The sequence below is a fragment of the Arthrobacter sp. TJ-238 genome (assembly GCF_058269215.1).
In genome coordinates, this window is record NZ_JBZCNH010000006.1 from 312,791 (window position 1) to 334,346 (window position 21,556).

Genomic DNA, 21,556 nt, shown 5'->3' on the forward strand with positions numbered 1-21,556 from the left:
TGCCCTCCGGGGCAGCCAGACAATTTCCGCCGGCAACGGCGAGCAGCAGACAGCAGTCTCCAACAGGAAGTGATGTGCACGAGTGAGTAATCACTATGAGGTCCTCGGTGTGGCGCAGGGTGCGACCGGCGAGGAGATCAAGAAGGCGTACCGCAAGCTGGCGCGCAAGCTCCACCCGGACGTGAACACCGGGGAGGACGCCGCGGAGGACTTCAAGCGCGTCACGCACGCCTACGAGGTGCTCTCGGACCCCCAGAAGCGCCGGGTCTACGACACCACGGGCAACGAGAACGGCACGGACAACGGCTACGGCGCCGGCTACTCGGGCTCCGGGTTCGCGTTCCAGGACATCTTCGAGACCTTCTTCGGCGGGGGCGGCCAGCAGGCCGGCGCCCCGACCAGGACCCGCCGGGGGCAGGACGCCCTGATCAATGTGCGGATCGACCTGAAGGACGCCGTGTTCGGCGCCAACAAGAAGATCGAGGTGGACACCGCGGAGGTGTGCCCCACGTGCGACGGCAGCTGCTGCCAGCCCGGCACGTCCGTGCGCACCTGCGACATCTGCGGCGGTTCCGGCCAGGTCCAGCGCGCCGTGCGGTCCATCCTCGGCCAGGTCATGACGAGCGCGCCCTGCGGCACCTGCCAGGGCTACGGCACCGTGATCCCGAGCCCCTGCCACGAATGCAGCGGTGAGGGCCGCATCCGGGCGCGCCGCACCCTGACCATCAAGGTCCCCGCCGGCGTCGGCACGGGCACGCGCATCCAGCTCGCAGGACAGGGCGAGGCCGGCATCGCCGGCGGGCCGCAGGGCGACCTCTACGTGGAGATCCGCGTCAACACCGATTCGACCTTCCTCCGCGATGGCGACGATCTGCACGTGACCCTCAGCGTCCCCATGACGGCGGCCGCGCTCGGGACCAGCGTGCACCTCGACACCTACGACGGCGACCAGGAGCTCGTGATCAAGCCCGGGACGCAGGCCGGGGAGATCGTGACACTGCGGGGCCTCGGCGTCACGCACCTCCGCGGCCAGGGCAGGGGGGATCTCCGCGTCCACCTCAACGTCGAGACCCCGCGCAACATCGACCACCAGCAGGAGGAGCTCCTGCGCCGGCTCGCGGAACTGCGCGGCGAGGAGTACACGGACGGGCAGCTCGCCAGCAGCGGCTCCGGCGTGTTCGCTCGCCTCCGGGAGCGCCTCGGGAACCGCTGAGCATGACGAGACCCCTCTTCTTCGGGCCGGCCGACCAGGTCCGGTCGGCCGAGCCCGGTGCAGCCTTCGTCCTCGGCGGTGACGAGGGGCGCCACGCCGCGACCGTGCGCCGGCTCGTCGCGGGGGAGCGCATCGATGTCTCCGACGGCGCCGGCTACCGGATCGGTGGCGTGATCGCCGCGGTCGGGACGGGTACGGTCGAGCTCCGTGTCGAGACGGCGGGACAGGATCCGGCGCCGCGGCATCGCCTCGTGCTCGTGCAGGCCCTGGCCAAGGGCAGCCGCGACGAGCAGGCCGTCGAGGCGGCCACCGAACTCGGCGTCGACGGCGTCGTGCCCTGGCACGCGGAGCGCAGCATCGTCCGGTGGCGAGGCGACAAGGCCGAGAAGGGCCGGCAGAAGTGGGTATCGCTCGTCGGCGCGGCCGCCAAGCAGTCCCGCCGCTCGTTCGTCCCCGATGTGCACGGTGTGCTGGACACCTCCGGGCTCGCCGCCTGGGCGGCGTCGGTGGACCGGCTGGTCGTGCTCCACGAGGACGCGGGGGCCTCCCTGGCGGACCGGGTGTCGGCGCTGCGCCTCTCCGGCGGACTCGACGAGCCGTCCTCCACGGCCGTCGTCGTGGGGCCCGAGGGCGGCATCAGCGACGCCGAGCTCGGCAAGCTCCGGGACGCCGGAGCGCACACGGCTCGCCTGGGACCCCATGTCCTGCGGTCGTCGTCGGCCGGGCCGGCTGCCCTCGTCCTGCTGAACCACCTGCTCGGCCGCTGGTAGTCACCGCCCTACCTGACCACGACGCTCTTGGAGTCGTGTGCCTCCCCGTCACCCTCGGGCACGGACACCGTAATCTCGTACCGACCCGCCGGCAGCGTCACGGAGAAGGAGTAGGCACCGTCCTCCGGGGTGATGTCCACCGACCCGTCAAGGAAGAGGCCCGTGCGTCCGCCCGCCGAGCCGTCCAGGCTGCGGTCGATGCGCCACGCGACGGATTCCTCGGAGGAGTGGCCCGTGCCGTGGATGATCAGGCCGGAGGTGTCGGCTTCCACGTCCTGCTGGGGATCGATGATCCAGACCGGCGCGAGAAGCTCGGTGTCCCGCGTCCACTCGCCCACCAGGTCGATGGCATCGAAGGCGCGGATATCCGCGGCCCCGTCGACGAGGACGACGACGGAACTCGCCTCGCCGCCCGGGATCAGGCCCGCGTTGGCAGCGGCCGCGGTCGCGGTGAAGACGAGCTGCTGCAGCGCCAGGCGGGCCGCGTCCTCGTCGAGCCGTGGCGCGAACGCGTCGGCGGAGATGTCGAGCGTGATGACGTTCTTCGTGGAGATCGCCGAGCGCACGCTCGAGGCCTGCTGCCATGGGGACCGGTAGTCGGGGTCGAGGGGCGTGCCCCCGGTCATGAGCCGCACCGCGTCGGCAATGGGATCGCCGGTGGACCCCTCGGGAGCCGGGAGGAATTCGCGGAACAGCCGGTCGTCGCCCTCGACGTCCCCGAGCCAGTACACGGGCAGGAGCGCCTGCGCCGACCCGGCGGGGCCGGCCGCCGCGCCCTGCGTCCGGATCGGGGGACCGGAAGGGCCGGCACCTTCCACGGAGGACGTCGGGACGGGCTCGGCGATGGCCGTGCTGGGCCCCGCGCCCTGGAGCAGACCGGCGTTCGGGACGATGAACACCGTGCTCGCGACGAGCACCCCGCCGGAGACGAAGAGGATACCGGGCAGCCCGAGGCGACTCCTCTTCAGGGGATCCTGCTCACTCATGCCGGCCCCCTTCCGTCGGGCGCGCCGCTGCGCGGGTGGATGTGGAATGTTCGCGGCCCACCGACATCGAGAGTCGGTGCTGGCGCGGACCGGGTGCCGGTCTGCGCTGCCGGACCGGTTTCAGCTTGGCACAGGGCGGGGGGACGTACCCGCACGAAAACCTCCTCGCGGCGCGACTGAAACCCGATCGATACGAAGCCGTTGCCGATTCGCGATGAAAACCGAGCGTCACTCGGTCGAGGTGCCGGATACCCCACATAACAGCCGGAGGTGACTTCCTGCGGGAATCAAGAGGCCTCTGCTCCTGATGACGGGAGGGGAGGAAAAGGGCCATGGCGTAACATTGGCGCTACTGCCACCTGCGCCGATCAGCCCGCATATCCCCCCGCGGGAGCGGCGCCCGGCAGGGGCAGCACCCATCCACACGAGCACGACTACTCGAATGAGGGCGATCAGAGGCCGGACGGCCGAGCTATGAGCGAATCTTCAACAGGCATCAATGCGGCAGGACTGGACACCAGGATGTTCGTCTTCGACTCGACGGAGCAGATGGTGCAGGCCCTCGGTTCGAACGACGAGGCCCTCCGTCTGATCGAGGACTCGTTCCCGGGCGTCGGCCTCCAGGCGCGGGGCAACGAGCTGACCATCACCGGGCCGTCGGCGGACGTGCTGCGCACCGAGCGGCTCATCGGCGAGATCCAGACGATGGCCCGCAACAACGCGACCGTCTCCCCGCAGGTCCTCGAGCAGCTGGTCACGATGCTCAAGACGCAGAGCGCGGCCCGGCCGTCGGAGGTCCTGTCCGTCAACATCCTGACGTCCCGGGGCAAGACCATCCGCCCCAAGACGCTGAACCAGAGCACCTACGTCGACGCGATCGACCGCAACACCGTCGTGTTCGGGATCGGCCCGGCCGGTACCGGCAAGACGTATCTCGCCATGGCCAAGGCCGTGCAGGCGCTGCAGCAGAAGGAGGTCAACCGGATCATCCTCACGCGGCCCGCCGTCGAGGCAGGGGAGCGGCTGGGCTTCCTGCCCGGGACGCTGAACGACAAGATCGACCCGTACCTGCGCCCGCTCTACGACGCCCTGCACGACATGATGGACCCCGATTCCATCCCGCGCCTCATGGCCGCAGGGACGATCGAGGTGGCCCCACTCGCCTATATGCGCGGCAGGACGCTCAACGACGCCTTCATCATCCTCGACGAGGCCCAGAACACCACGCCGGAGCAGATGAAGATGTTCCTCACGCGCCTGGGGTTCGGGTCGAAGATGGTCGTCACCGGTGACGTCACGCAGGTGGACCTCCCCAGCGGCACCAGTTCGGGCCTGCGGATCGTGAGCGAGATCCTCCGCGACGTCGACGACGTCTACTTCAGCGACCTCGACTCATCGGACGTCGTCCGCCACCGCCTCGTCGGCGACATCGTCACCGCCTACAGCGCCTGGGACGAGGAGCAGCGCGCCGGACAGGCACGCTCGACCCGACCGGCCGGGAACCGATGAGCGTCGAGGTCAACAACGAGTCCGGGCACGACGTCGACGAGGAGTCGCTCGTCCGCCTCGCCAACTACCTGTTCGAGTCGATGTTCGTGCACCCCGAGGCGGAGCTCTCCATCATCCTGGTCGACACCGCGGCGATGGAGAAGCTGCACGTCGAGTGGATGGACGAGCCCGGTCCCACGGACGTGCTCTCCTTCCCCATGGACGAACTGCGCCCCGGCACGCCGGGAAGGGTCACGCCCGCCGGGCTGCTCGGTGACATCGTCCTCTGCCCGGAGGTCGCCGCATCGCAGGGCGCGGCAGCAGGTCACAGCACGAACGACGAGCTGCTGCTGCTGACCACCCACGGCGTGCTCCACCTCCTCGGCTACGACCACGCGGAACCCGAGGAGGAGAAGGAGATGTTCGGCCTGCAGCGGGAGCTCCTCTCCGGCTTCCTCGGCGGCGACGCCCCCCGGGAGACCCGCGCTTGAGCATCTGGCTCCTCGGGCTCATGGCCCTGCTCTTCGCACTCACCGCGGCCCTCGTCACGGCCGCGGAAGCAGCCTTCAGTTACTTGCCGCGCCAGGAGGGCGAGGCCCTCGTCCAGGAATCGCGCACCTCGTCGCTGCGCCGCATCCTGGACGCCCCCGTCGCGCACATGCACGCCCTGCGCTTCTGGCGCGTGTGGTTCGAGATGGCGGGGGCCGTCGCCGTCGCCATCCTGTTCCACGACCTGCTGGACAGCATCTGGCTCGCCGGACTCCTCGCCACCGCGGTCATGGCGGCCATCGGCTTCGTGATCGTGGGCGTCTCACCCCGCCAGCTCGGGCGGACGCACGCCCCCGCCGTCGTCCGGTTCACCGCGGGGCTCGTGGCGTTCCTGTGCGCCGTCCTCGGGCCGATCCCGCGCTGGCTGGTGCGGATCGGCAGCTCCATCACGCCGGGAGCGAGCCGCGACGAGGCCGCGTTCTTCACGGAGGAGGAGTTCCGCGAGCTCCTGTCCCGGGCCTCCGACGCCGAGATGATCGAGGACAACGAGGCGGAGCTCATCCACTCGGTCTTCGAACTCGGCGACACCAAGGTCCGCTCGGTCATGGTGCCCCGCACCGACATGGTCACGATCGACAGCGGGTCCACGCTCGACCAGGCGATGTCCCTCTTCCTCCGCTCCGGCTACTCCCGCATCCCCGTGATCGGGGAGAGCTCCGACGACATCAGGGGACTGCTGTACCTGAAGGACGTCGTCGCGAACCTGCACGGACGGTCGGCGTCGAACCTCGCCCGCCCCGTGGACGCCGTCTGCCGTCCCGCCCGGTACGTACCCGAATCGAAGCCGGTCGGAGATCTGCTGCGCGAGCTGCAGCGCGAGTCCACGCACGTGGCGATCGTCATCGACGAGTACGGCGGCACGGCCGGGCTCGTCACGCTGGAGGACCTCATCGAGGAGATCGTCGGCGAGATCGTCGACGAGTACGACTCCGAGGTGCCCGAGCAGGAACGGCTCGACGACGGCGAGTACCGGGTGAGCGCGCGGATGGGCATCGACGATCTCGGCGAACTCTTCGGTATCGCCCTCGACGACGAGGAGGTCGACACCGTGGGCGGCCTTCTGGCCAAGACCCTGGGGAGGGTGCCGATCGTCGGATCGGAGGTCACAATTGACGGTATCGGGCTGCGGGCCGAGCGCGTGGAGGGCCGACGCAACAGGGTCTCCCATGTGATCGCGCGCCGCATCCCCCCGGAACACATCGAGCAGGACGAACGAGAGACGATAGAGGCTGACCATGAGCGACGTTGAACACCGGGCCGGATTCGTCTCGCTCGTCGGCCGGCCCAATGCCGGTAAGTCCACCCTGACGAATGCGCTGGTGGGGCAGAAGGTCGCCATCACCTCCGCGAAGCCGCAGACCACGCGCCACACCATCCGCGGCATCGTGAACCGCGAGGACTCCCAGATCGTCCTCGTCGACACCCCGGGCCTGCACCGACCCCGGACGCTCCTCGGGCAGCGCCTCAACGACCTCGTCGCCGACACCCTCGCCGAGGTCGACGCCGTCGGGTTCTGCATCCCCGCCAACGAGAAGATCGGCCCGGGCGACCGCTTCATCGCCGAGCAGCTCGCGCGGCTGCAACGCAAGCCCCTGATCGCGGTGGTGACCAAGACGGACCTCGTGGACCGGCAGGCCCTGACCGAGCAGCTCCTCGCCGTCGCGAAGCTCGGCACCGAGGTGACCGGCCCCGACGGCTGGGCGGACATCGTGCCCGTCTCCGCCGCCGACGGCTTCCAGGTGGGGACGGTCGCCGAGGTATTCAGCCGGCACATGCCGGAGTCGCCCGTGCTGTACCCCGGCGGGGAGCTGACGGACGAGCCGGAGGCCGTCATGGTCGCCGAGCTCGTCCGCGAGGCCGCCCTCGAGGGCGTGCGCGACGAGCTGCCGCACTCCCTGGCCGTCGTCGTCGAGGAGATGGTCCCGCGGGAGGGACGCAGCAAGGACAACCCCATGCTCACCGTCTACGTGAACCTCTACGTCGAGCGGCCGTCCCAGAAGGCGATCATCATCGGCAAGGGAGGCGCACGTCTCCGGGAGGTCGGCACGAATGCGCGCCGAGGGATCGAGGCGCTCCTGGGCACCCCGATCTACCTCGACCTGCATGTCAAGGTGGCCAAGGACTGGCAGCGTGACCCCAAGCAGCTGGTGAAGCTCGGCTTCTGAGCGGCACGACTCGCCCGGCCCGCTCGTTGTGCTGCGGGAACGGGCAGATAGGCTGCGATAGCGCCCGCCATCGATTTCCCGGCCGATGCCGGGCGACCGGCGCCCGTGCTGCCGCGCCGTCATCCGCGGCAGGGGCGACGGCGTAACCTCCTGCCAGCACCGACCACGACCAACCATCCGAAGGAGCCCCGGCATGACCGGCCGATCGTCCTCCGAGAGCGCAGACAGCGCCAGCGACGCCCCCCTGGCGGGTCCCGCCGGGACGCCCGGCGCCGCGGAACCCGTGGGGCGGCACCTCGGCAGGGGAGGCGGGCACCGCGTCCTGAAGCTGACCGCCATGCTGATGGCGACGGTTCTCGTGGCCGCCGTCGTCTTCGTCGGTGTGCAGGTCCTGCGCCTGCAGTCGAACGTCCTGACGATGCCGCTCAACCTCGCCGAGAACCAGGAGTCGGCGCTCCCCGTCGATTCCAGCACCGACCCCCTGCAGATCCTCATCCTCGGCTCGGACACCCGGACCGGGAACAGCGGCGAGTTCTTCGGCGACGAGAGCGACTCCTCGGGCGAGGGGAACTCGGACGTCATGATGCTCCTGACCCTCTCTGCCGACCGCGAGGACGTCACGGTCGTCTCGTTCCCCCGCGACCTGCTGGTGCCCCTGCCCAGCTGCGTCAACCCCGACACCGGGGAGGTCTCGGAGGCGTTCGACCTCGGCCAGCTGAACGGGGCGCTCGACGAGGGCGGTCCCGGCTGCACCGTCGCCGCGATCAACAACCTCACCGGACTGTCCGTGGACCACTTCATGATGGCCGGGTTCAACGCCGTCAAGGAACTGTCCTCCGCCGTCGGCGGCGTCGAGGTCTGCGTCCAGGAACCCGTCGACGACGAGTACTCGGGGCTGTCCCTGCCCGCCGGCACCAGCGAGGTCGAGGGTGATCAGGCACTGGCCTTCCTCCGGACGCGCCACAGCTTCGGGGACGGCGGCGACGCCGGGCGCATCGCCGCCCAGCAGGCGTTCATGGCGTCCCTGGCGCGCAAGGTACAGGCGGAGGGCACTCTCACCAACCTGCCGAAGCTCTACACGATCGCCGACGTGATCACCCGCAACCTCACGGTGGACGAGGGACTCTCCCAGCCCACGGAGCTGCTCAAGATCGCCGACCGCATGAAGGACGTGGATCTCGGGAATATCGCGTTCGTGACCGTCCCGACCGAGCCCTGGGTCGAGGACCCCAACCGCCTCGTCCTGGACGAGGAGGCCGCAGCGCCCCTCTTCGACGCGCTGCGGGAGGACCGCGGGCTCACCGAGGATGCCCCGGAGCCCTCGTCCGGCCCGGATGCATCGGCCACGCCCTCCGCGCCGGCCGCCACGCCGACGCCGGAGACGCCCGCCGTCGATCCCGCCACGGTGCCCGTCCTCGTCATCAACGCGACGACGGACGCCGGCCGCGGTGCCGCGATACAGCAGCTCCTCGTCGGGGCCGGCTATACCCAGACCGCGCCCTTCGCCTCCGTGCCGGCCGAGGTGTCGCAGGTCGTGTTCAGCACCGGGTACGACGCCGCCGCTGCCGATCTCGCCGCCCGCTTCGGCATCCCCGAGAGCCAGGTGTTCCTGAGCGAGCAGGCCGCGGGCGTCCAGCTGCTCGTCGGCGCCGATCTCGCCACGGGCGCGAAGGTGGTCGCCCCGCCGCTTGGCAGCGACCTGGAGGGCCAGACGGCAGACCAGGTGACCTGCCAGGCGACCTCGGGCCTCTAGCCGGCCCGACCGGCCGTTCGACCCCGCCGACCGGCTGTCATGCCCTGTCGGATGCAGGGACGGGCCCGCCTGAGCGGGCCCGTGCCGGTGGCTCCTACCAGATCCTCACGCGCTCGGCGGGGTCGAGCCAGAGGCCGTCCTCCGGGCCGACGACGAAGGCCTCGTGGAACTCGTCGAGGTTCCGAACCACCTGGTTGCAGCGGAACTCGTTGGGGGAGTGCGGGTCGACGGTCAGGCGCCGCTTCGCCTCCTCGGGCCGGATCTTCTGCTGCCAGCACGTGGCCCACGAGAGGAAGAACCGCTGCGTGCCGGTGAGGCCGTCGATCACGGGAGCCTCGCTTCCGTCGAGGCTCAGGAGGTAGGCCCGATAGCTGATGCCGAGGCCGCCGAGGTCGCCGATGTTCTCCCCGAGGGTCAGCTCGCCATTGACGGTCCGGCCCGGGACCTCGGAGGGTTCGAGCGCGGCGTACTGCGCCACGAGCCGTCCGGTGAGCGCGTCGAACGCTGTCCTGTCCTCCTCGCTCCACCAGTCGGCGAGCCTGCCCTTCCCGTCGAACTGGGATCCCTTGTCGTCGAAGCCGTGGCCGATCTCGTGCCCGATGACGGCGCCGATCGCCCCGTAGTTGACGGCGTCGTCGGCCTCGATGTCGAAGAACGGCGGCTGGAGGATCGCGGCGGGGAACACGATCTCGTTCATGGTCGGCATGTAGTAGGCGTTGACGGTCTGCGGCGTCATGAGCCACAGGCCACGGTCGATCGGCCGGCCCAGCTTGTCCAGCTGGCGGCGGTGCTCGAACTCCGCCGCCCGCAGCACGTTGCCGTAGAGGTCGGAGGACTGGATGTCGAGCGGTCCGTAGTCGATCCACCGGTCCGGGTAGCCGATCTTCGTGGTGAACCGGGAGAGCTTCTCGAGGGCCCTCGCCCGCGTCCCGTCGGTCATCCACGTCAGTGCCGTGATGCTCGACTCGTAGGCCGCGATCAGGTTGCCGACCAGCTCGAGCATCGCGGCCTTGTGCGTCGCAGGGAAGTGCTGCTCCACGTAGCGCTGGCCGATCGCCTCGCCCATGGCACCCTCGACCAGGGCGACGCCACGCTTCCACCGGTCCTTCAGCCGGGGCGTGCCCGCCAGGTGCGTGCCGTAGAACGCGAAGACGGCGTCGACGAACCGCTCGTCGAGGTAGTCGGAGGCCTGCAGCAGGACGCGGCTGGTCAGCCACTCGCGCCACGTGCCGAGGTCCTCCTCGCGCAGTGCGGCATCCAGCCCGCGCACGTAGTCCGGCTGGTTGATGACGAGCTCCCCCGCCTGGTCGGGCTCGTCCGTCACGATCCGCAGCCAGGGCACGAGGTGGGCCGAGAGACCGGCCACGTCGTCGTGCTGGACCAGGTTGTAGGTCTTCTGGGGGTCCCTCCGCTCCACGCTGCCCATCGACGACGCCGCCAGGCGCGTCTCGAGCGCGAGGACGCGGGCCGTCGCGCCCGCGGGATCCTCGGTGCCGACGAGACCGAACAGGGTGGCGAGCAACTCGGCGTACTTCTCGCGGGTCTCGGCGAACCCGTCCTCGCGGTAGTACGACTCGTCGGGCAGCCCGAGGCCCGACTGGTAGAGGTGCAGCAGGTACCGTTCGGGGTTACCTGCATCGTTGCTGACGTAGGGCGCCGCGAGGCCCTGCACGCCGGAGCGGGTGAGGCCGGCGCTGAGGTCGACCAGCTCCTCGACGCTCGTCACCGCGGCGATGCGCTCGAGCAGCGGCAGGATCGGCGTGGCGCCTTCTGCCTCGATGCGCTGCGTGTCCATGAAGTCGGCGTACAGGGTGCCGAGCTTCGCGTCGGTACCGTCGGCGGCGCCCGCCCGGCCGGCGGCGTCCTCGATGATGGCGCGGACGGCGAGCTCGGAGGCGTCGCGGAGCGCGGTGAACGAGCCCGTCAGCGGACGGTCGTCGGGGATGGCGGTCGAGGTCAGCCACACGCCGTTGGCGTGTCGGAAGAGGTCGTCCTGGGGCCGGACCGTCGCGTCGAGCTGGTCCGGATCGAAGGTGCTGATCGTCATGGTCGCTTCCCGTTTCCTCATGGTGTTCCTCGCGGTGCTGAACCGGTTCGTCCCGGCGCGGGACGCCCGGAAGCCATCCTATGCGCCGTGCTATCGTGGCAATGTGCGCGCACAGCTGACCCTTCTTCGGTGCCGCGGCGAGGCCATCTAGGACTTCAGAGTCAGTGGCCACCCCTCGCCGCGGAGGTACTGCCCGGCCGCGAGAACCTCATCCCCAGCAGAGAAGGCCGAACCCCATGCGAAACGCACAGAAGACCTCCGGTATGCCCTTCGGCAAGTACCGTCCCTTCCAGGACCAGATCACGGTGGACCTCCCGGACCGCACGTGGCCGGACCGTGTCATCACGAAGGCGCCGCGCTGGTGCGCGGTGGACCTCCGCGACGGCAACCAGGCGCTGATCGACCCGATGAACCCCGAGCGCAAGCACAAGATGTTCGACCTGCTGGTCCGCATGGGCTACAAGGAGATCGAGGTGGGCTTCCCGTCCGCCTCCCAGACGGACTTCGACTTCGTGCGGCAGCTCATCGAGGGGGACCGCATCCCCGACGACGTCACGATCCAGGTCCTGACGCAGTCCCGCGAGCACCTCATCGAGCGCACCTACGCGTCCCTCGAGGGCGCCGACCGCGCGATCGTACACCTCTACAACTCGACGTCGGTGCTGCAGCGGCGCGTGGTGTTCAACCAGGACCAGGACGGGATCATCGACATCGCCCTCCAGGGCGCACGGCTGTGCCGCAAGTTCGAGGAGAACATGGGCGACACCTCGATTACCTACGAGTACTCGCCCGAGTCCTTCACCGGGACCGAGCTCGACTTCGCGGCCCGCATCAGCAACGAGGTGTCGGCGGTGTTCGAGGCCTCCGCGGATCGCCGGATGATCCTGAACCTCCCCGCAACGGTGGAGATGGCCACCCCGAACGTCTACGCCGACTCCATCGAATGGATGAGCCGCAACCTGGCCGACCGCGGCAGCATCATCCTGTCGCTGCACCCGCACAACGACCGCGGCACGGGCGTCGCCGCCGCCGAACTCGGCTACCTCGCCGGCGCGGACCGGATCGAGGGCTGCCTGTTCGGCAATGGCGAGCGGACCGGCAACGTGGACCTGGTGACGCTCGGCATGAACCTGTTCAGCCAGGGCATCGACCCGGAGATCGACTTCTCCGACATGGACGACATCCGCCGCACCGCGGAGTACTGCAATCAGCTCAGCGTGCCCGAGCGGTCGCCCTACGGAGGCGACCTCGTCTTCACGGCGTTCTCCGGGTCGCACCAGGACGCCATCAAGAAGGGGTTCGAGAGCATGGAGCGCGACGCCGCCGAGGCGGGAGTCGGTGTCGACGACCTGCCCTGGGCCGTCCCCTATCTGCCGATCGACCCCAAGGACATCGGCCGTTCCTACGAAGCCGTGATCCGCGTCAATTCGCAGTCCGGCAAGGGCGGTGTCGCCTACCTGCTCAAGAACGAGCACAGCCTCGACCTGCCGCGCCGCGCGCAGATGGAGTTCTCGGGCGTCGTCCAGCGCCGCACCGAGACCCAGGGCGGCGAGGTCAGCGGCGCCCAGCTGTGGTCCGCCTTCCAGGACGAGTACCTGCCCACCCGCGCCGAGGGCGGTACCGGGGCGTGGGGCCACTACGAACTGACCTCGGTGAACACCGACACCTCCGAGGACGGCTCCTTCAAGCTCGTCGCGACGCTCCTCGTCGACGGCATCCAGCAGCGCCGGTCCGCGCACGGCAGCGGGCCGATCGATGCGCTGCTGGCCATCCTGAGCCAGGACGGCGTGGACGTCCGCGTCCTCGACTACACCGAGCACGCGCTGTCCTCCGGCGGGAACGCCCGCGCCGCGGCGTACGTGGAGTGCGCTGTGGGCGAGCGGGTCCTGTGGGGCGTCGGCATCGACGCGAACACCACCATGGCTGCCCTGAAGGCCGTCGTCTCGGCGGTCAACCGCGCCATCCGCGACGCAGCCTGACGCCTTCCCGGGCCGCCACCCCCGGCCGGGCATCCGCCTGGGCGGGGGTGGCAGGTGGGAGAATGGAACCGTGCCGTCCTCCTCCCCATCGCGTACCTACCGCACCGAAGGTGTCGTGCTGCGCACGTACAAGCTCGGTGAAGCGGACCGCATCATCGTGCTGCTGACCCGCGACCAGGGCCAGGTCCGCGCGGTGGCCAAGGGGGTACGGCGTACCAGCAGCAAGTTCGGGTCGCGCCTCGAGCCGTTCATGGCGGTGGATCTCCTGCTCGCGCACGGACGCAACCTCTACATCATCACCCAGGCCCAGACGAAGGGCGCGTACGGGCACGGCATCGCCTCCGACTACGGGCGCTACACGGCCGCGACCGCCATCGCCGAGACCGCCGAGCGCCTGACCGACATCGGTGAGGCCGGGGGAGCGCAGTACGCCCTCGTGGCCGGGGCGTTCTCGGCCCTCAGCCGGGACCTGCACCCGTCGGAACTCATCCTCGACTCCTACCTGCTCCGTGCCCTCGCCACGGCGGGATGGGCGCCCAGCTTCACGCAGTGCGCGCGATGCGGCGCCCCGGGACCCCACTCGGCGTTCTCGGCACCCCTCGGCGGAGCGGTCTGCCCGGTCTGCCGGCCGCCCGGCGCCGCCTCGCCGTCGGCCGCCACGATGGACCTCCTCGGGGCACTCCTCACGGGTGACTGGATCACCGCGGACGCGTCGGAGAGCGGTGCGCGCCGCGAGGCTGCGGGGCTTGTCGGGGCCTACCTGCAATGGCACCTCGAACGCGGGGTCGCCTCCCTCAAACATGTGGAGCGTGCATGAAGAACCCAGCCCGGCCGGTGGCACCCTGGCCCCACCCGAGCGGCGAGCAGGTACCGTCCATCCCGCGGCAGTTCGTCCCTGAGCACGTGGCGATCGTGATGGACGGCAACGGTCGCTGGGCCAACGAGCGGGGGCTGCCGCGCACGGACGGTCACAAGGCCGGCGAGGCCGCGCTCCTCGACGTCATGGCCGGCGCGATCGAGATCGGGGTGCGGCACGTCTCGGTGTACGCGTTCAGTACGGAGAACTGGAAGCGGTCGCCCGAGGAGGTGCGGTTCCTCATGGGCTTCAACAAGGACGTGCTGCGGCGCCAGCGGGACCAGCTCAACGAGTGGGGCGTCCGGATACGCTGGTCCGGGCGCCGTCCGAAGCTGTGGCAGTCGGTGATCCGCGAGCTGGAGGAAGCGGAGCGGCACACCGTGGACAACACCACGTGCACGCTCACCATGTGCGTCAACTACGGCGGCCGCGCCGAGATCGCCGACGCCGCCCGCGCCATCGCCGAGGATGTCGCTGCCGGGACGCTGAAGGCGTCGTCCGTCAGCGAGAAGACCATTCAGCGCTACCTCGACGAACCGGACCTGCCGGACGTCGACCTCTTCCTGCGCACCTCGGGCGAGCAGCGCCTGTCCAACTTCATGCTGTGGCAGTCGGCGTACGCGGAGATGGTGTTCATGAACACCCTCTGGCCCGACGTCGATCGCCGGACGCTCTGGCGCGCGATCGAGGAGTACGCGTCACGGGACCGCCGCTACGGCGGAGCAGTGGACCGCGCCACCACCCGTCTGTCCTCCTGACCGCCGGTCTCCGGACGGTCAGTCCTCCCGGGCCGGGGCAGGGGACCGGACGGCAAGGGACGGTGCGGCAAGTAGGGGTGTGGCAGGTAAGGGTGTGGCAGGTAAGGGTGTGGCAGCTGACGGGACGGCGCGGGCCCTGCCGGCGTCGACCGTCCTCACGGGGACGTACGCGTCCAGCCACCATGCCGCGCTGTCCGCGGCGAGCCTGCGCACCTCGCCGCGGGACAGGAAGACGTCGTGCAGGGCACCGGGAAGCCGCCGGATGGTCACCTTCGGGCCGATAGCGGCCGCGCGGCGCACCATGGGCTCCACATCGAGGACGCTGTCCGTCGCGAGCTTCGCGCTCTTCCATGCGAGGCCGAGGGTCGACGCCGCCGAGCACAGGACGAGGACCGGGACACTGACCGAGATCCCCCTTGCAAGCCTCGCGTGCCCGTCGAGGACGGCTGCGAGCCAGCCGACCGTGATGGGGAAGCCGGCCTCGGGCCGCCACGACGGGTTGACGTCCCACTCGCCCTCACGCGTGTTGCTGATGCTCCGGAAGGAGGACCCGGGTTCGGGCAGTCGCAGGCGCAGCTTCGGCCGTCTGCGGGACACCGCACCCAGGATGCTGCGGGTCACCTGCTTCAGCGGCGCCGTACCCAGGGTGTCGAGCCACGGGCTGTTCAGGACGAGCGCGGCGATCCGGCCGGGATTGCGGGCCGCCCACAGCGTGGCGACGAGTCCTCCGGTCGAGTGGGCGATCAGGACGAGGTCGACGGCGGTCGGGGTGCCGCGGCGCTCCGTGAGCCGCTGCTCGAGCGCGCGGACCGCGGCCTCGAGGTCCGCGTCGTACTCCTCGAGCGAGGTCACGTACCCCGGAGTCTGTCCGGGCAGCAGGCTCCGCCCGTACTTGTGGAGGTCGAGGGCGAAGAAGGCCCAGCCGTGCAGGTGCAGGGTCCGCGCGAGCTCCTCGTGGAAGAAGTAGTCGCTGAAGCCGTGGACGTACAGCACGGCGCGCGCCGGGCCGGCCTGCTCGGCGGGGCCGCCGGCGACGTCCGGCTCGTAGGCGACGAGGGTGGCCACCCGCGGGCCCTCGTCGTCGGGTGTCAGCGGCAAGGTCAGGGCGCGGAAGGACGGACCGAGGATGTCCTCGTTCCAGGGCTCGTCCGTCCCGGACACGATCCTCCTCCCGCCGCCCCGAGTTGTTGCACCTGTATCCATCATGGAACTCTTGACCCATGCATTTCTACCCGACTTTCTTCCGGCTCGTCTTCTCGGGAATGGACGCCGAGAGGGCCCACAGGATCGGGTTCGCCCTGATCCGCGCGGTCGATCGCACTCCCGTGGGCTGGGGTCTGCGCCGCTTCTGCGCACCCGATGCGAGCCTGGCCACCACGGCCTTCGGGGTGGAGTTCCCGTCCCCCTTCGGCCTCGCCGCCGGGTTCGACAAGGCAGGGAAGGGAGTGCTGTCGCTGACCGCGCTCGGCTTCGGGCATGTGGAGATCGGCACGATCACCGGCCAGGCGCAGCCCGGCAACCCCGCGCCCCGCCTGTTCCGGCTCGTCGAGGACCGCGCCGTGATCAACCGGATGGGCTTCAACAACGACGGTGCCGCGGCCGTCGCGCCCCGCCTGCGGTCCGCGCGGCAGCGGCTGACGCGCCGCTACGGGACCCGCCGGCCCGTCGTCGGCGTGAACATCGGCAAGACGAAGAAGGTGGACATCGCCGACGCCGTCGCCGACTACCTCGTGAGCGCCCGCGAGCTCGCCCCTGTCGCGGACTACCTCGTGGTGAACGTGTCCTCACCGAACACGCCCGGGCTCCGGCTGCTGCAGAGTGTCGAGTCCCTCCGCCCCCTGCTGGAGGCCGTCCGCACCACGGCCGACGGCGCGGCCGGCCGGCACGTGCCGCTCCTGGTGAAGATCGCCCCCGACCTCACGGACCAGGACCTCGACGACGTCGGCGCGCTGGCCCTGGATCTCGGGCTCGACGGGATCGTGGCCACGAACACCACCATCACGCGCGAGAACCTCGCCACGGACGCCGCCACGGTCATGGCCAAGGGCGTGGGCGGCCTCAGCGGGGCGCCCCTGAAGGCCCGCTCGCTGGAGGTCCTCACCCGGCTCCGGTCCGCCGTGGGCGACCGGCTCGCCATCGTGTCCGTCGGTGGCGTGGAGACGCCCGAGGACGTCATCGAGCGGCTCGAGGCCGGCGCCACCCTCGTGCAGGGGTACACGGCCTTCCTCTACGAGGGGCCGTTCTGGGTGCGCCGGATCAACCGCGGGCTGGCGCGCCGCCGGGCGGCCTGACGACCGCCCCACACCCGCCGGCACCGCCGAGCAGACACAAGAGCCGGGCCCGAAGGCCCGGCTCTTGTGTCATCCTCGGCCCCTGCTCGCCCTGCCGCAGCTCAGGAGGGGTACTGCCCGCGCTTGACCTGCGGTTTCGGCAGGCGCAGACGGCGCAACTGGAGTGCGCGGGTCACCCCGTACCAGAGGTCGCCCTGGTTGGGGCCGCCGAACTTCTCCGTCAGCTTCTTCTTCAGCTTGCGCCGCAGCAGCATGCAATCCACGATCACGGCGACGATGAGGAACCAGAACGCCAGGAGCACGGCGCTCTGCACCGCCAGGGACTGGAAGAAACTCAGGACCACGAACACCAGCGCGGCGACCATGAGGAACTCGCCGATGTTGATGCGCGCGTCGACGAACTGGCGGACGAAGCGCCTGTTGGGGCCCTTGTCCCGCAGGGGCAGGTAGCGCTCGTCGTCGGTGTCGAGGGCCTGGCGCATCCTGGCGCGGTCGTCGCGCACGGCGGACCGGTTCTTGTCCCGGGCGGCCTTGCGGTCGGCGGGCACGAGCGGCCGCTTGCGCGCGGCCTGCTGCACGCTCCGCTTGGGCGTCGGGGCCCCCTTGCCCTGGACGCGCTGGGTCTCGTGGGTAGGCGAAGCGCTGTCAACGACTTCCTGGGCAGTGGATGCTTCCTTATTTCGTCCGAACACCCCCTCAGGATACCGGCTCGCCGCGCCTGCGCCGCCGGTCGGGGCCGGACGATTCGCCCTGCGGCCCCGCCGCGGCTGCGCCGACGCGGGCTGTGTAGGGTTCTGGCATGACTTCCATGAGCACCCCCACCGAGCATCCGCACGAGCCCACCGGCATCGTCGAGCAGCTCCGGGCGAGCGTCGACGCGGCGTTCCCCCGGATCGTCGAGGAACTCTCCGGCCTCGTGGCCATCCCCGGCATCGCCTGGGAGGCCTTCGACGCCGCCGACCTCGACCGCAGCGCCGAGGCGGTGGCCGCGCTGATCCGCGGCGCCGGCATCGACGACGTCCGCATCCTGCGCGTCGACAACGACGGCACCCCCGGTGGTCCCGCCGTCGTGGCCCGCCGCCCCGCCGTCGGCGACCGCCCGACGGTCCTCCTCTACGCGCACCACGACGTCCAGCCCCCCGGCGATCCCGCCCTCTGGGAGACCGAACCGTTCGTGGCCACCGAACGTGGCGGACGGCTCTACGGACGCGGCGCGGCCGACGACAAGGCCGGCATCATGGCGCACGTCGGCGCGTTCCGGGCCCTCTCCGACGTACTCGGGGACGCGTTCGGGGTCGGCGTGACGCTCTTCATCGAGGGGGAGGAGGAGGCCGGGTCGCCGACGTTCCGCTCCTTCCTCGAGACCTACCGAGACGACCTCGCAGCCGATGTCATCGTCGTCGCCGACTCCAGCAACTGGAAGGTCGGCGTGCCCGCGCTCACCACGAGCCTGCGCGGCCTCGTGGACGGCACCATCGAGGTGCAGGTCCTCGACCACGCGGTGCACTCCGGCATGTTCGGCGGACCCGTCCTCGACGCGCCGACGCTCCTCGCGCGCCTCATCGCGACCCTGCACGACGACGCCGGCGACGTCGCCGTCGCCGGCCTGCAGGCCGGCGACCACGCCACGGTGGACTACGCCGAGGAGGACTACCGCTCGGACGCCTCGGTCCTCGACGGCGTCGAACTCGCCGGGACGGGCTCCATCGCCTCCCGGCTGTGGCACAAGCCGGCGCTGTCCATCATCGGCATGGACATCCCGAGCGTCGCGCTGTCCTCGAACACGCTGCTCCCGCGGGCGCGCGCCAAGTTCAGCCTCCGCCTCGCGCCCGGGCAGGACCCGCAGTCCGCCATGGACGCGGTCCGCGCCCACGTCGAGAGCCACGCCCCGTTCGGGGCACGGGTCACCTTCACGCCGGGGGAGACCGGCAGTCCCTTCCTGACCGACACGAGCGAGCCGGCCTCTCGCCTGGCGCTCGAGGCGCTCGAGGAGGCCTGGGGCGTGCCGGCCGTGGAGGCCGGCATGGGCGGCTCCATCCCCTTCATCGCGGACCTCACGGAGCTCTTCCCCTCCGCCCAGATCCTCATCACCGGCGTGGAGGACCCGGACTCCAGGGCCCACAGCGCCAACGAATCGCTGCACCTCGACGAGTTCCGCAAGGCCGTCCTGGCCGAGGCGATCCTCCTCGCACGGATCAACGACGGCGGCCTGCACCGCGACCGGGGCTGACGCCCGCACCGGGAGGGTCAGCGAGTGGGGAAATGTTTCGGCCCTCCCGGCCGTTAGAAGGGGAGTAGGCCCGGCGTAGGATTGGACCAAGCCCTGCGCGCCACACCGCGGACGCACGAGTGGATCCACCAGGGTCCGAGCTAGGAGAGACACAATGAGCACACCGACCACCGAAGCAGCGGCCCTGCAGGAGTCCACGGATCTTCCTTCGCACGAGGTCAACCTGTCCGACGTCGCCGCCGGCAAGGTGCGCAGCCTCCTCGAGCAGGAGGGGCGCACGGACCTCCGCCTGCGGGTCGCCGTGCAGCCCGGCGGCTGCTCCGGTCTGATCTACCAGCTGTACTTCGACGAGCGCGTCCTCGATGGCGATGCCGTCCGTGACTTCGACGGAGTCGAGGTCATCGTGGACAAGATGAGCGTGCCGTACCTGTCCGGCGCATCCATCGACTTCGAGGACACCATCTCGAAGCAGGGATTCACCATCGACAACCCGAACGCGGGCGGCTCCTGCGCCTGCGGCGACTCCTTCCACTAGCCACGGCACCAGCAGCTCCACTAGCACGAGGCGAAGGCCCGGAACATCCCGAAGGGGAGTGTTCCGGGCCTTTCGCATGTCACCGGATCGCGGCTCTTCCGGGTAAGCTCTACAGTGAGTAGTAAAACTGGATGTGCACCCCGGGCCGCTTTCCGCGCGGGTGGCAACGCACGTAGAAAAGGAAGGTCCGTCTGTGAGTTCGCAGGACCGAACCGGTAGCAAGCGCGTCAGGATCGCAAAGATCTCCAGCATCACGCTGGCCGGCGCCCTCCTACTGACCGGCTGTTCGGCAGAAGCCCAAAAGGGTTGGCTCCCGGCTGACCGGGACAACACCAACCACACCGCGGCCATCACCGATCTCTGGGTCAACTCGTGGATCGCGGCCCTGGCCGTCGGTGTCATCACGTGGGGCCTGATCATCTGGTGCATGGTGGCCTACCGCCGCCGGAAGAACGACACCGGCTACCCGCGGCAGATGAGCTACAACCTGCCGCTCGAGATCTTCTACTTGACGATCCCGCTGTTCATGGTGCTGGTGTTCTTCTACTTCACCGAGCGCGACATCAACACGATCGACGCCCGGGTCGAGGACCCGGACGTGATCGTCGATGTCCGCGGCAAGCAGTGGTCGTGGGACTTCAACTACGTCACCGAGGACAAGTACTCCACCGGCGTGCAGGCCCACCTCACCGGCGAGACCGGTCAGCAGGCCGACCTGCCCACGCTCTACCTGCCCGTGAACAGGACCGTCGAGCTCCAGCTCAACGCCCGCGACGTGCAGCACTCCTTCTTCGTTCCCGGCTTCCTGATGAAGCGCGACCTCTACCCGGGCCGCACGAACTACATCAACCTCACGCCCACCAAGGAGGGCACCTTCGACGGCAAGTGCGCGGAGCTGTGCGGGCAGTACCACTCCGAGATGCTCTTCAACGTGCAGGTGGTCTCCCAGGCGGAGTTCGATGCGCAGATGAACCGGCTCGAGGACGGACAGCTCGGCGACGAGTACGACCGCGACTCCTACCCGGAGGATGATCCCGATACCGACCCAGCCAGGAGCAGCAGCTGATGTCCACCTTCGAATACACCCTTGAGGAAGCCGGCACCGTAGCCGCTCCCCGCGTGGTCCCACGGTCCAAGGGACGGATCGTCGTCAACTGGATCACCTCGACCGACCACAAGACGATCGGGTTCATGTACCTGATCGCCTCGTTCGTCTTTTTCTGCTTCGCCGGTGTGATGGCCCTGATCATCCGTGCCGAGCTCTTCGAGCCGGGCATGCAGATCCTGCAGACGAAGGAGCAGTACAACCAGCTCTTCACGATGCACGGCACCGTGATGCTGCTCATGTTCGCGACGCCGCTGTTCGCCGGCTTCACGAACTTCGTCATGCCGCTGCAGATCGGTGCTCCCGACGTCGCCTTCCCGCGGCTGAACGCCCTGGCGTTCTGGTTCTTCCTGTTCGGCAGTACGATCGCCGTGTCCGGGTTCATCACCCCGCAGGGCGCCGCGTCGTTCGGCTGGTTCGCGTACGCGCCGCTGTCGAGCACCACGTTCTCCCCGGGCGTGGGTGGGGACCTCTGGGTGTTCGGGCTCGCACTGTCCGGGTTCGGCACCATCCTCGGCGCCGTCAACTTCATCACCACGATCATCTGCATGCGCGCCCCGGGCATGACGATGTGGCGTATGCCCATCTTCACCTGGAATGCGCTCATCACCTCGATCCTCGTGCTGATGGCCTTCCCGCCGCTGGCCGCCGCGCTCTTCGCGCTCGGCGCCGACCGGCGCTTCGGGGCTCACATCTTCGACCCCGAAGCCGGTGGGGCCATCCTGTGGCAGCACCTGTTCTGGTTCTTCGGCCACCCCGAGGTGTACATCATCGCGCTGCCGTTCTTCGGCATCGTCTCGGAGATCTTCCCGGTGTTCAGCCGCAAGCCGA

At 69.8% G+C, this 21,556-nt stretch carries 19 protein-coding genes; 15 read left to right on the forward strand and 4 right to left on the reverse strand.

All coding sequences use genetic code 11. The annotated features are described in order from the left end of the window. The first annotated feature begins 82 nt into the window (after nucleotides 1–82). The gene (gene dnaJ, locus AC4D2O_RS14970; protein WP_490908128.1) at nucleotides 83–1,213 is read left to right on the forward strand and encodes a molecular chaperone DnaJ; all 1,131 of its coding nucleotides are present in this window, start codon (nucleotides 83–85) and stop codon (nucleotides 1,211–1,213) included. A 2-nt stretch (nucleotides 1,214–1,215) separates the two neighbouring features. After that, nucleotides 1,216–1,983 carry a 16S rRNA (uracil(1498)-N(3))-methyltransferase gene (locus AC4D2O_RS14975; protein ID WP_490908129.1) on the forward strand — a complete coding sequence of 256 codons (768 nt, stop codon included), beginning with the start codon at nucleotides 1,216–1,218 and terminating at the stop codon, nucleotides 1,981–1,983. An 8-nt stretch (nucleotides 1,984–1,991) separates the two neighbouring features. Here the strand turns inward: AC4D2O_RS14975 and AC4D2O_RS14980 are convergent, their stop codons facing one another. Next, nucleotides 1,992–2,969 carry a GerMN domain-containing protein gene (locus AC4D2O_RS14980; RefSeq protein ID WP_490908130.1) on the reverse strand — a complete coding sequence of 326 codons (978 nt, stop codon included), beginning with the start codon at nucleotides 2,967–2,969 and terminating at the stop codon, nucleotides 1,992–1,994. Nucleotides 2,970–3,443: 474 nt separating this feature from the next. Between AC4D2O_RS14980 and AC4D2O_RS14985 the strand changes: the two genes are divergently transcribed. The 5 genes from AC4D2O_RS14985 (at nucleotide 3,444) to AC4D2O_RS15005 (ending at nucleotide 8,924) form a co-directional block, all read left to right on the forward strand. Beyond that, complete coding sequence (locus AC4D2O_RS14985) at nucleotides 3,444–4,478, forward strand: PhoH family protein (protein WP_490908131.1); 1,035 nt, start codon at nucleotides 3,444–3,446, stop codon at nucleotides 4,476–4,478. Beyond that, nucleotides 4,475–4,948: an rRNA maturation RNase YbeY gene (ybeY, locus tag AC4D2O_RS14990; RefSeq protein ID WP_490908132.1), complete on the forward strand. Its 474-nt coding sequence runs from the start codon at nucleotides 4,475–4,477 to the stop codon at nucleotides 4,946–4,948. The genes AC4D2O_RS14985 and ybeY overlap by 4 nt, the downstream gene beginning before the upstream one ends. Next, nucleotides 4,945–6,255: a hemolysin family protein gene (locus tag AC4D2O_RS14995; RefSeq protein WP_490908133.1), complete on the forward strand. Its 1,311-nt coding sequence runs from the start codon at nucleotides 4,945–4,947 to the stop codon at nucleotides 6,253–6,255. The genes ybeY and AC4D2O_RS14995 overlap by 4 nt, the downstream gene beginning before the upstream one ends. After that, a complete protein-coding gene (gene era, locus AC4D2O_RS15000) occupies nucleotides 6,242–7,171 on the forward strand; it encodes a GTPase Era (RefSeq protein WP_490908134.1) in 930 nt (309 codons plus the stop codon). The genes AC4D2O_RS14995 and era overlap by 14 nt, the downstream gene beginning before the upstream one ends. Nucleotides 7,172–7,364: 193 nt before the next feature. Further along, complete coding sequence (locus tag AC4D2O_RS15005) at nucleotides 7,365–8,924, forward strand: LCP family protein (RefSeq protein ID WP_490908135.1); 1,560 nt, start codon at nucleotides 7,365–7,367, stop codon at nucleotides 8,922–8,924. 94 nt (nucleotides 8,925–9,018) lie between these two features. Here AC4D2O_RS15005 and AC4D2O_RS15010 read toward each other — a convergent pair whose 3' ends face one another. Beyond that, on the reverse strand, nucleotides 9,019–10,971 hold the full coding sequence (locus AC4D2O_RS15010) for a M13 family metallopeptidase (RefSeq protein ID WP_490908160.1): 1,953 nt from the start codon (nucleotides 10,969–10,971) through the stop codon (nucleotides 9,019–9,021). Nucleotides 10,972–11,207: 236 nt separating this feature from the next. Here AC4D2O_RS15010 and leuA point away from each other — a divergent pair, with 236 nt between their 5' ends. From leuA to AC4D2O_RS15025, 3 genes are all read left to right on the forward strand, one after another. Next, the gene (gene leuA / locus AC4D2O_RS15015; protein WP_490908136.1) at nucleotides 11,208–12,950 is read left to right on the forward strand and encodes a 2-isopropylmalate synthase; all 1,743 of its coding nucleotides are present in this window, start codon (nucleotides 11,208–11,210) and stop codon (nucleotides 12,948–12,950) included. A gap of 70 nt (nucleotides 12,951–13,020) precedes the next feature. Continuing rightward, complete coding sequence (recO, locus tag AC4D2O_RS15020) at nucleotides 13,021–13,767, forward strand: DNA repair protein RecO (RefSeq protein ID WP_490908137.1); 747 nt, start codon at nucleotides 13,021–13,023, stop codon at nucleotides 13,765–13,767. Next, complete coding sequence (locus AC4D2O_RS15025) at nucleotides 13,764–14,564, forward strand: isoprenyl transferase (RefSeq protein ID WP_490908138.1); 801 nt, start codon at nucleotides 13,764–13,766, stop codon at nucleotides 14,562–14,564. Before recO ends, AC4D2O_RS15025 begins: the two co-directional genes overlap by 4 nt. 18 nt (nucleotides 14,565–14,582) lie before the next feature. Here AC4D2O_RS15025 and AC4D2O_RS15030 read toward each other — a convergent pair whose 3' ends face one another. After that, nucleotides 14,583–15,725 (reverse strand): alpha/beta hydrolase, encoded by a 1,143-nt coding sequence (locus AC4D2O_RS15030; RefSeq protein WP_490908139.1) that lies wholly within the window; start codon nucleotides 15,723–15,725, stop codon nucleotides 14,583–14,585. Nucleotides 15,726–15,784: 59 nt separating this feature from the next. On the opposite strand from AC4D2O_RS15030, the gene AC4D2O_RS15035 reads away from it, so the two are divergent. Continuing rightward, the gene (locus tag AC4D2O_RS15035; protein WP_490908140.1) at nucleotides 15,785–16,855 is read left to right on the forward strand and encodes a quinone-dependent dihydroorotate dehydrogenase; all 1,071 of its coding nucleotides are present in this window, start codon (nucleotides 15,785–15,787) and stop codon (nucleotides 16,853–16,855) included. Nucleotides 16,856–16,956: 101 nt separating this feature from the next. On the opposite strand, the gene AC4D2O_RS15040 is transcribed toward AC4D2O_RS15035, so the two are convergent. Continuing rightward, nucleotides 16,957–17,547, reverse strand: a complete 591-nt coding sequence (locus AC4D2O_RS15040; RefSeq protein ID WP_490908141.1) for a DUF3043 domain-containing protein — start codon at nucleotides 17,545–17,547, stop codon at nucleotides 16,957–16,959. A 116-nt stretch (nucleotides 17,548–17,663) separates the two neighbouring features. On the opposite strand from AC4D2O_RS15040, the gene AC4D2O_RS15045 reads away from it, so the two are divergent. The 4 genes from AC4D2O_RS15045 to AC4D2O_RS15060 form a co-directional block, all read left to right on the forward strand. After that, a complete protein-coding gene (locus tag AC4D2O_RS15045) occupies nucleotides 17,664–19,085 on the forward strand; it encodes a dipeptidase (protein ID WP_490908161.1) in 1,422 nt (473 codons plus the stop codon). 154 nt (nucleotides 19,086–19,239) lie between these two features. After that, nucleotides 19,240–19,620, forward strand: coding sequence for a HesB/IscA family protein (locus AC4D2O_RS15050; protein ID WP_490908142.1), 381 nt, complete (start codon nucleotides 19,240–19,242; stop codon nucleotides 19,618–19,620). Nucleotides 19,621–19,813: 193 nt separating this feature from the next. Next, the gene (gene ctaC, locus AC4D2O_RS15055; RefSeq protein WP_490908143.1) at nucleotides 19,814–20,686 is read left to right on the forward strand and encodes an aa3-type cytochrome oxidase subunit II; all 873 of its coding nucleotides are present in this window, start codon (nucleotides 19,814–19,816) and stop codon (nucleotides 20,684–20,686) included. Beyond that, nucleotides 20,686–21,556: cbb3-type cytochrome c oxidase subunit I (locus AC4D2O_RS15060; RefSeq protein WP_490908144.1), on the forward strand; the 871-nt coding region annotated here is incomplete at its 3' end. The genes ctaC and AC4D2O_RS15060, both read left to right, overlap by 1 nt.

Bases quoted from the DNA above. Each gene is read 5' to 3' on its own strand.
- AC4D2O_RS15010 (WP_490908160.1), bottom strand. From the start codon at position 10,971: ATGACGATCAGCACCTTCGATCCGGACCAGCTCGACGCGACGGTCCGG.
- AC4D2O_RS15045 (WP_490908161.1), top strand. From the start codon at position 17,664: ATGAGCACCCCCACCGAGCATCCGCACGAGCCCACCGGCATCGTCGAG.
- era (WP_490908134.1), top strand. From the start codon at position 6,242: ATGAGCGACGTTGAACACCGGGCCGGATTCGTCTCGCTCGTCGGCCGG.
- AC4D2O_RS15035 (WP_490908140.1), top strand. From the start codon at position 15,785: ATGCATTTCTACCCGACTTTCTTCCGGCTCGTCTTCTCGGGAATGGAC.
- AC4D2O_RS14980 (WP_490908130.1), bottom strand. From the start codon at position 2,969: ATGAGTGAGCAGGATCCCCTGAAGAGGAGTCGCCTCGGGCTGCCCGGT.
- AC4D2O_RS14985 (WP_490908131.1), top strand. From the start codon at position 3,444: ATGAGCGAATCTTCAACAGGCATCAATGCGGCAGGACTGGACACCAGG.
- leuA (WP_490908136.1), top strand. From the start codon at position 11,208: ATGCGAAACGCACAGAAGACCTCCGGTATGCCCTTCGGCAAGTACCGT.
- ybeY (WP_490908132.1), top strand. From the start codon at position 4,475: ATGAGCGTCGAGGTCAACAACGAGTCCGGGCACGACGTCGACGAGGAG.
- AC4D2O_RS15050 (WP_490908142.1), top strand. From the start codon at position 19,240: ATGAGCACACCGACCACCGAAGCAGCGGCCCTGCAGGAGTCCACGGAT.
- AC4D2O_RS14975 (WP_490908129.1), top strand. From the start codon at position 1,216: ATGACGAGACCCCTCTTCTTCGGGCCGGCCGACCAGGTCCGGTCGGCC.
- AC4D2O_RS15025 (WP_490908138.1), top strand. From the start codon at position 13,764: ATGAAGAACCCAGCCCGGCCGGTGGCACCCTGGCCCCACCCGAGCGGC.
- AC4D2O_RS15005 (WP_490908135.1), top strand. From the start codon at position 7,365: ATGACCGGCCGATCGTCCTCCGAGAGCGCAGACAGCGCCAGCGACGCC.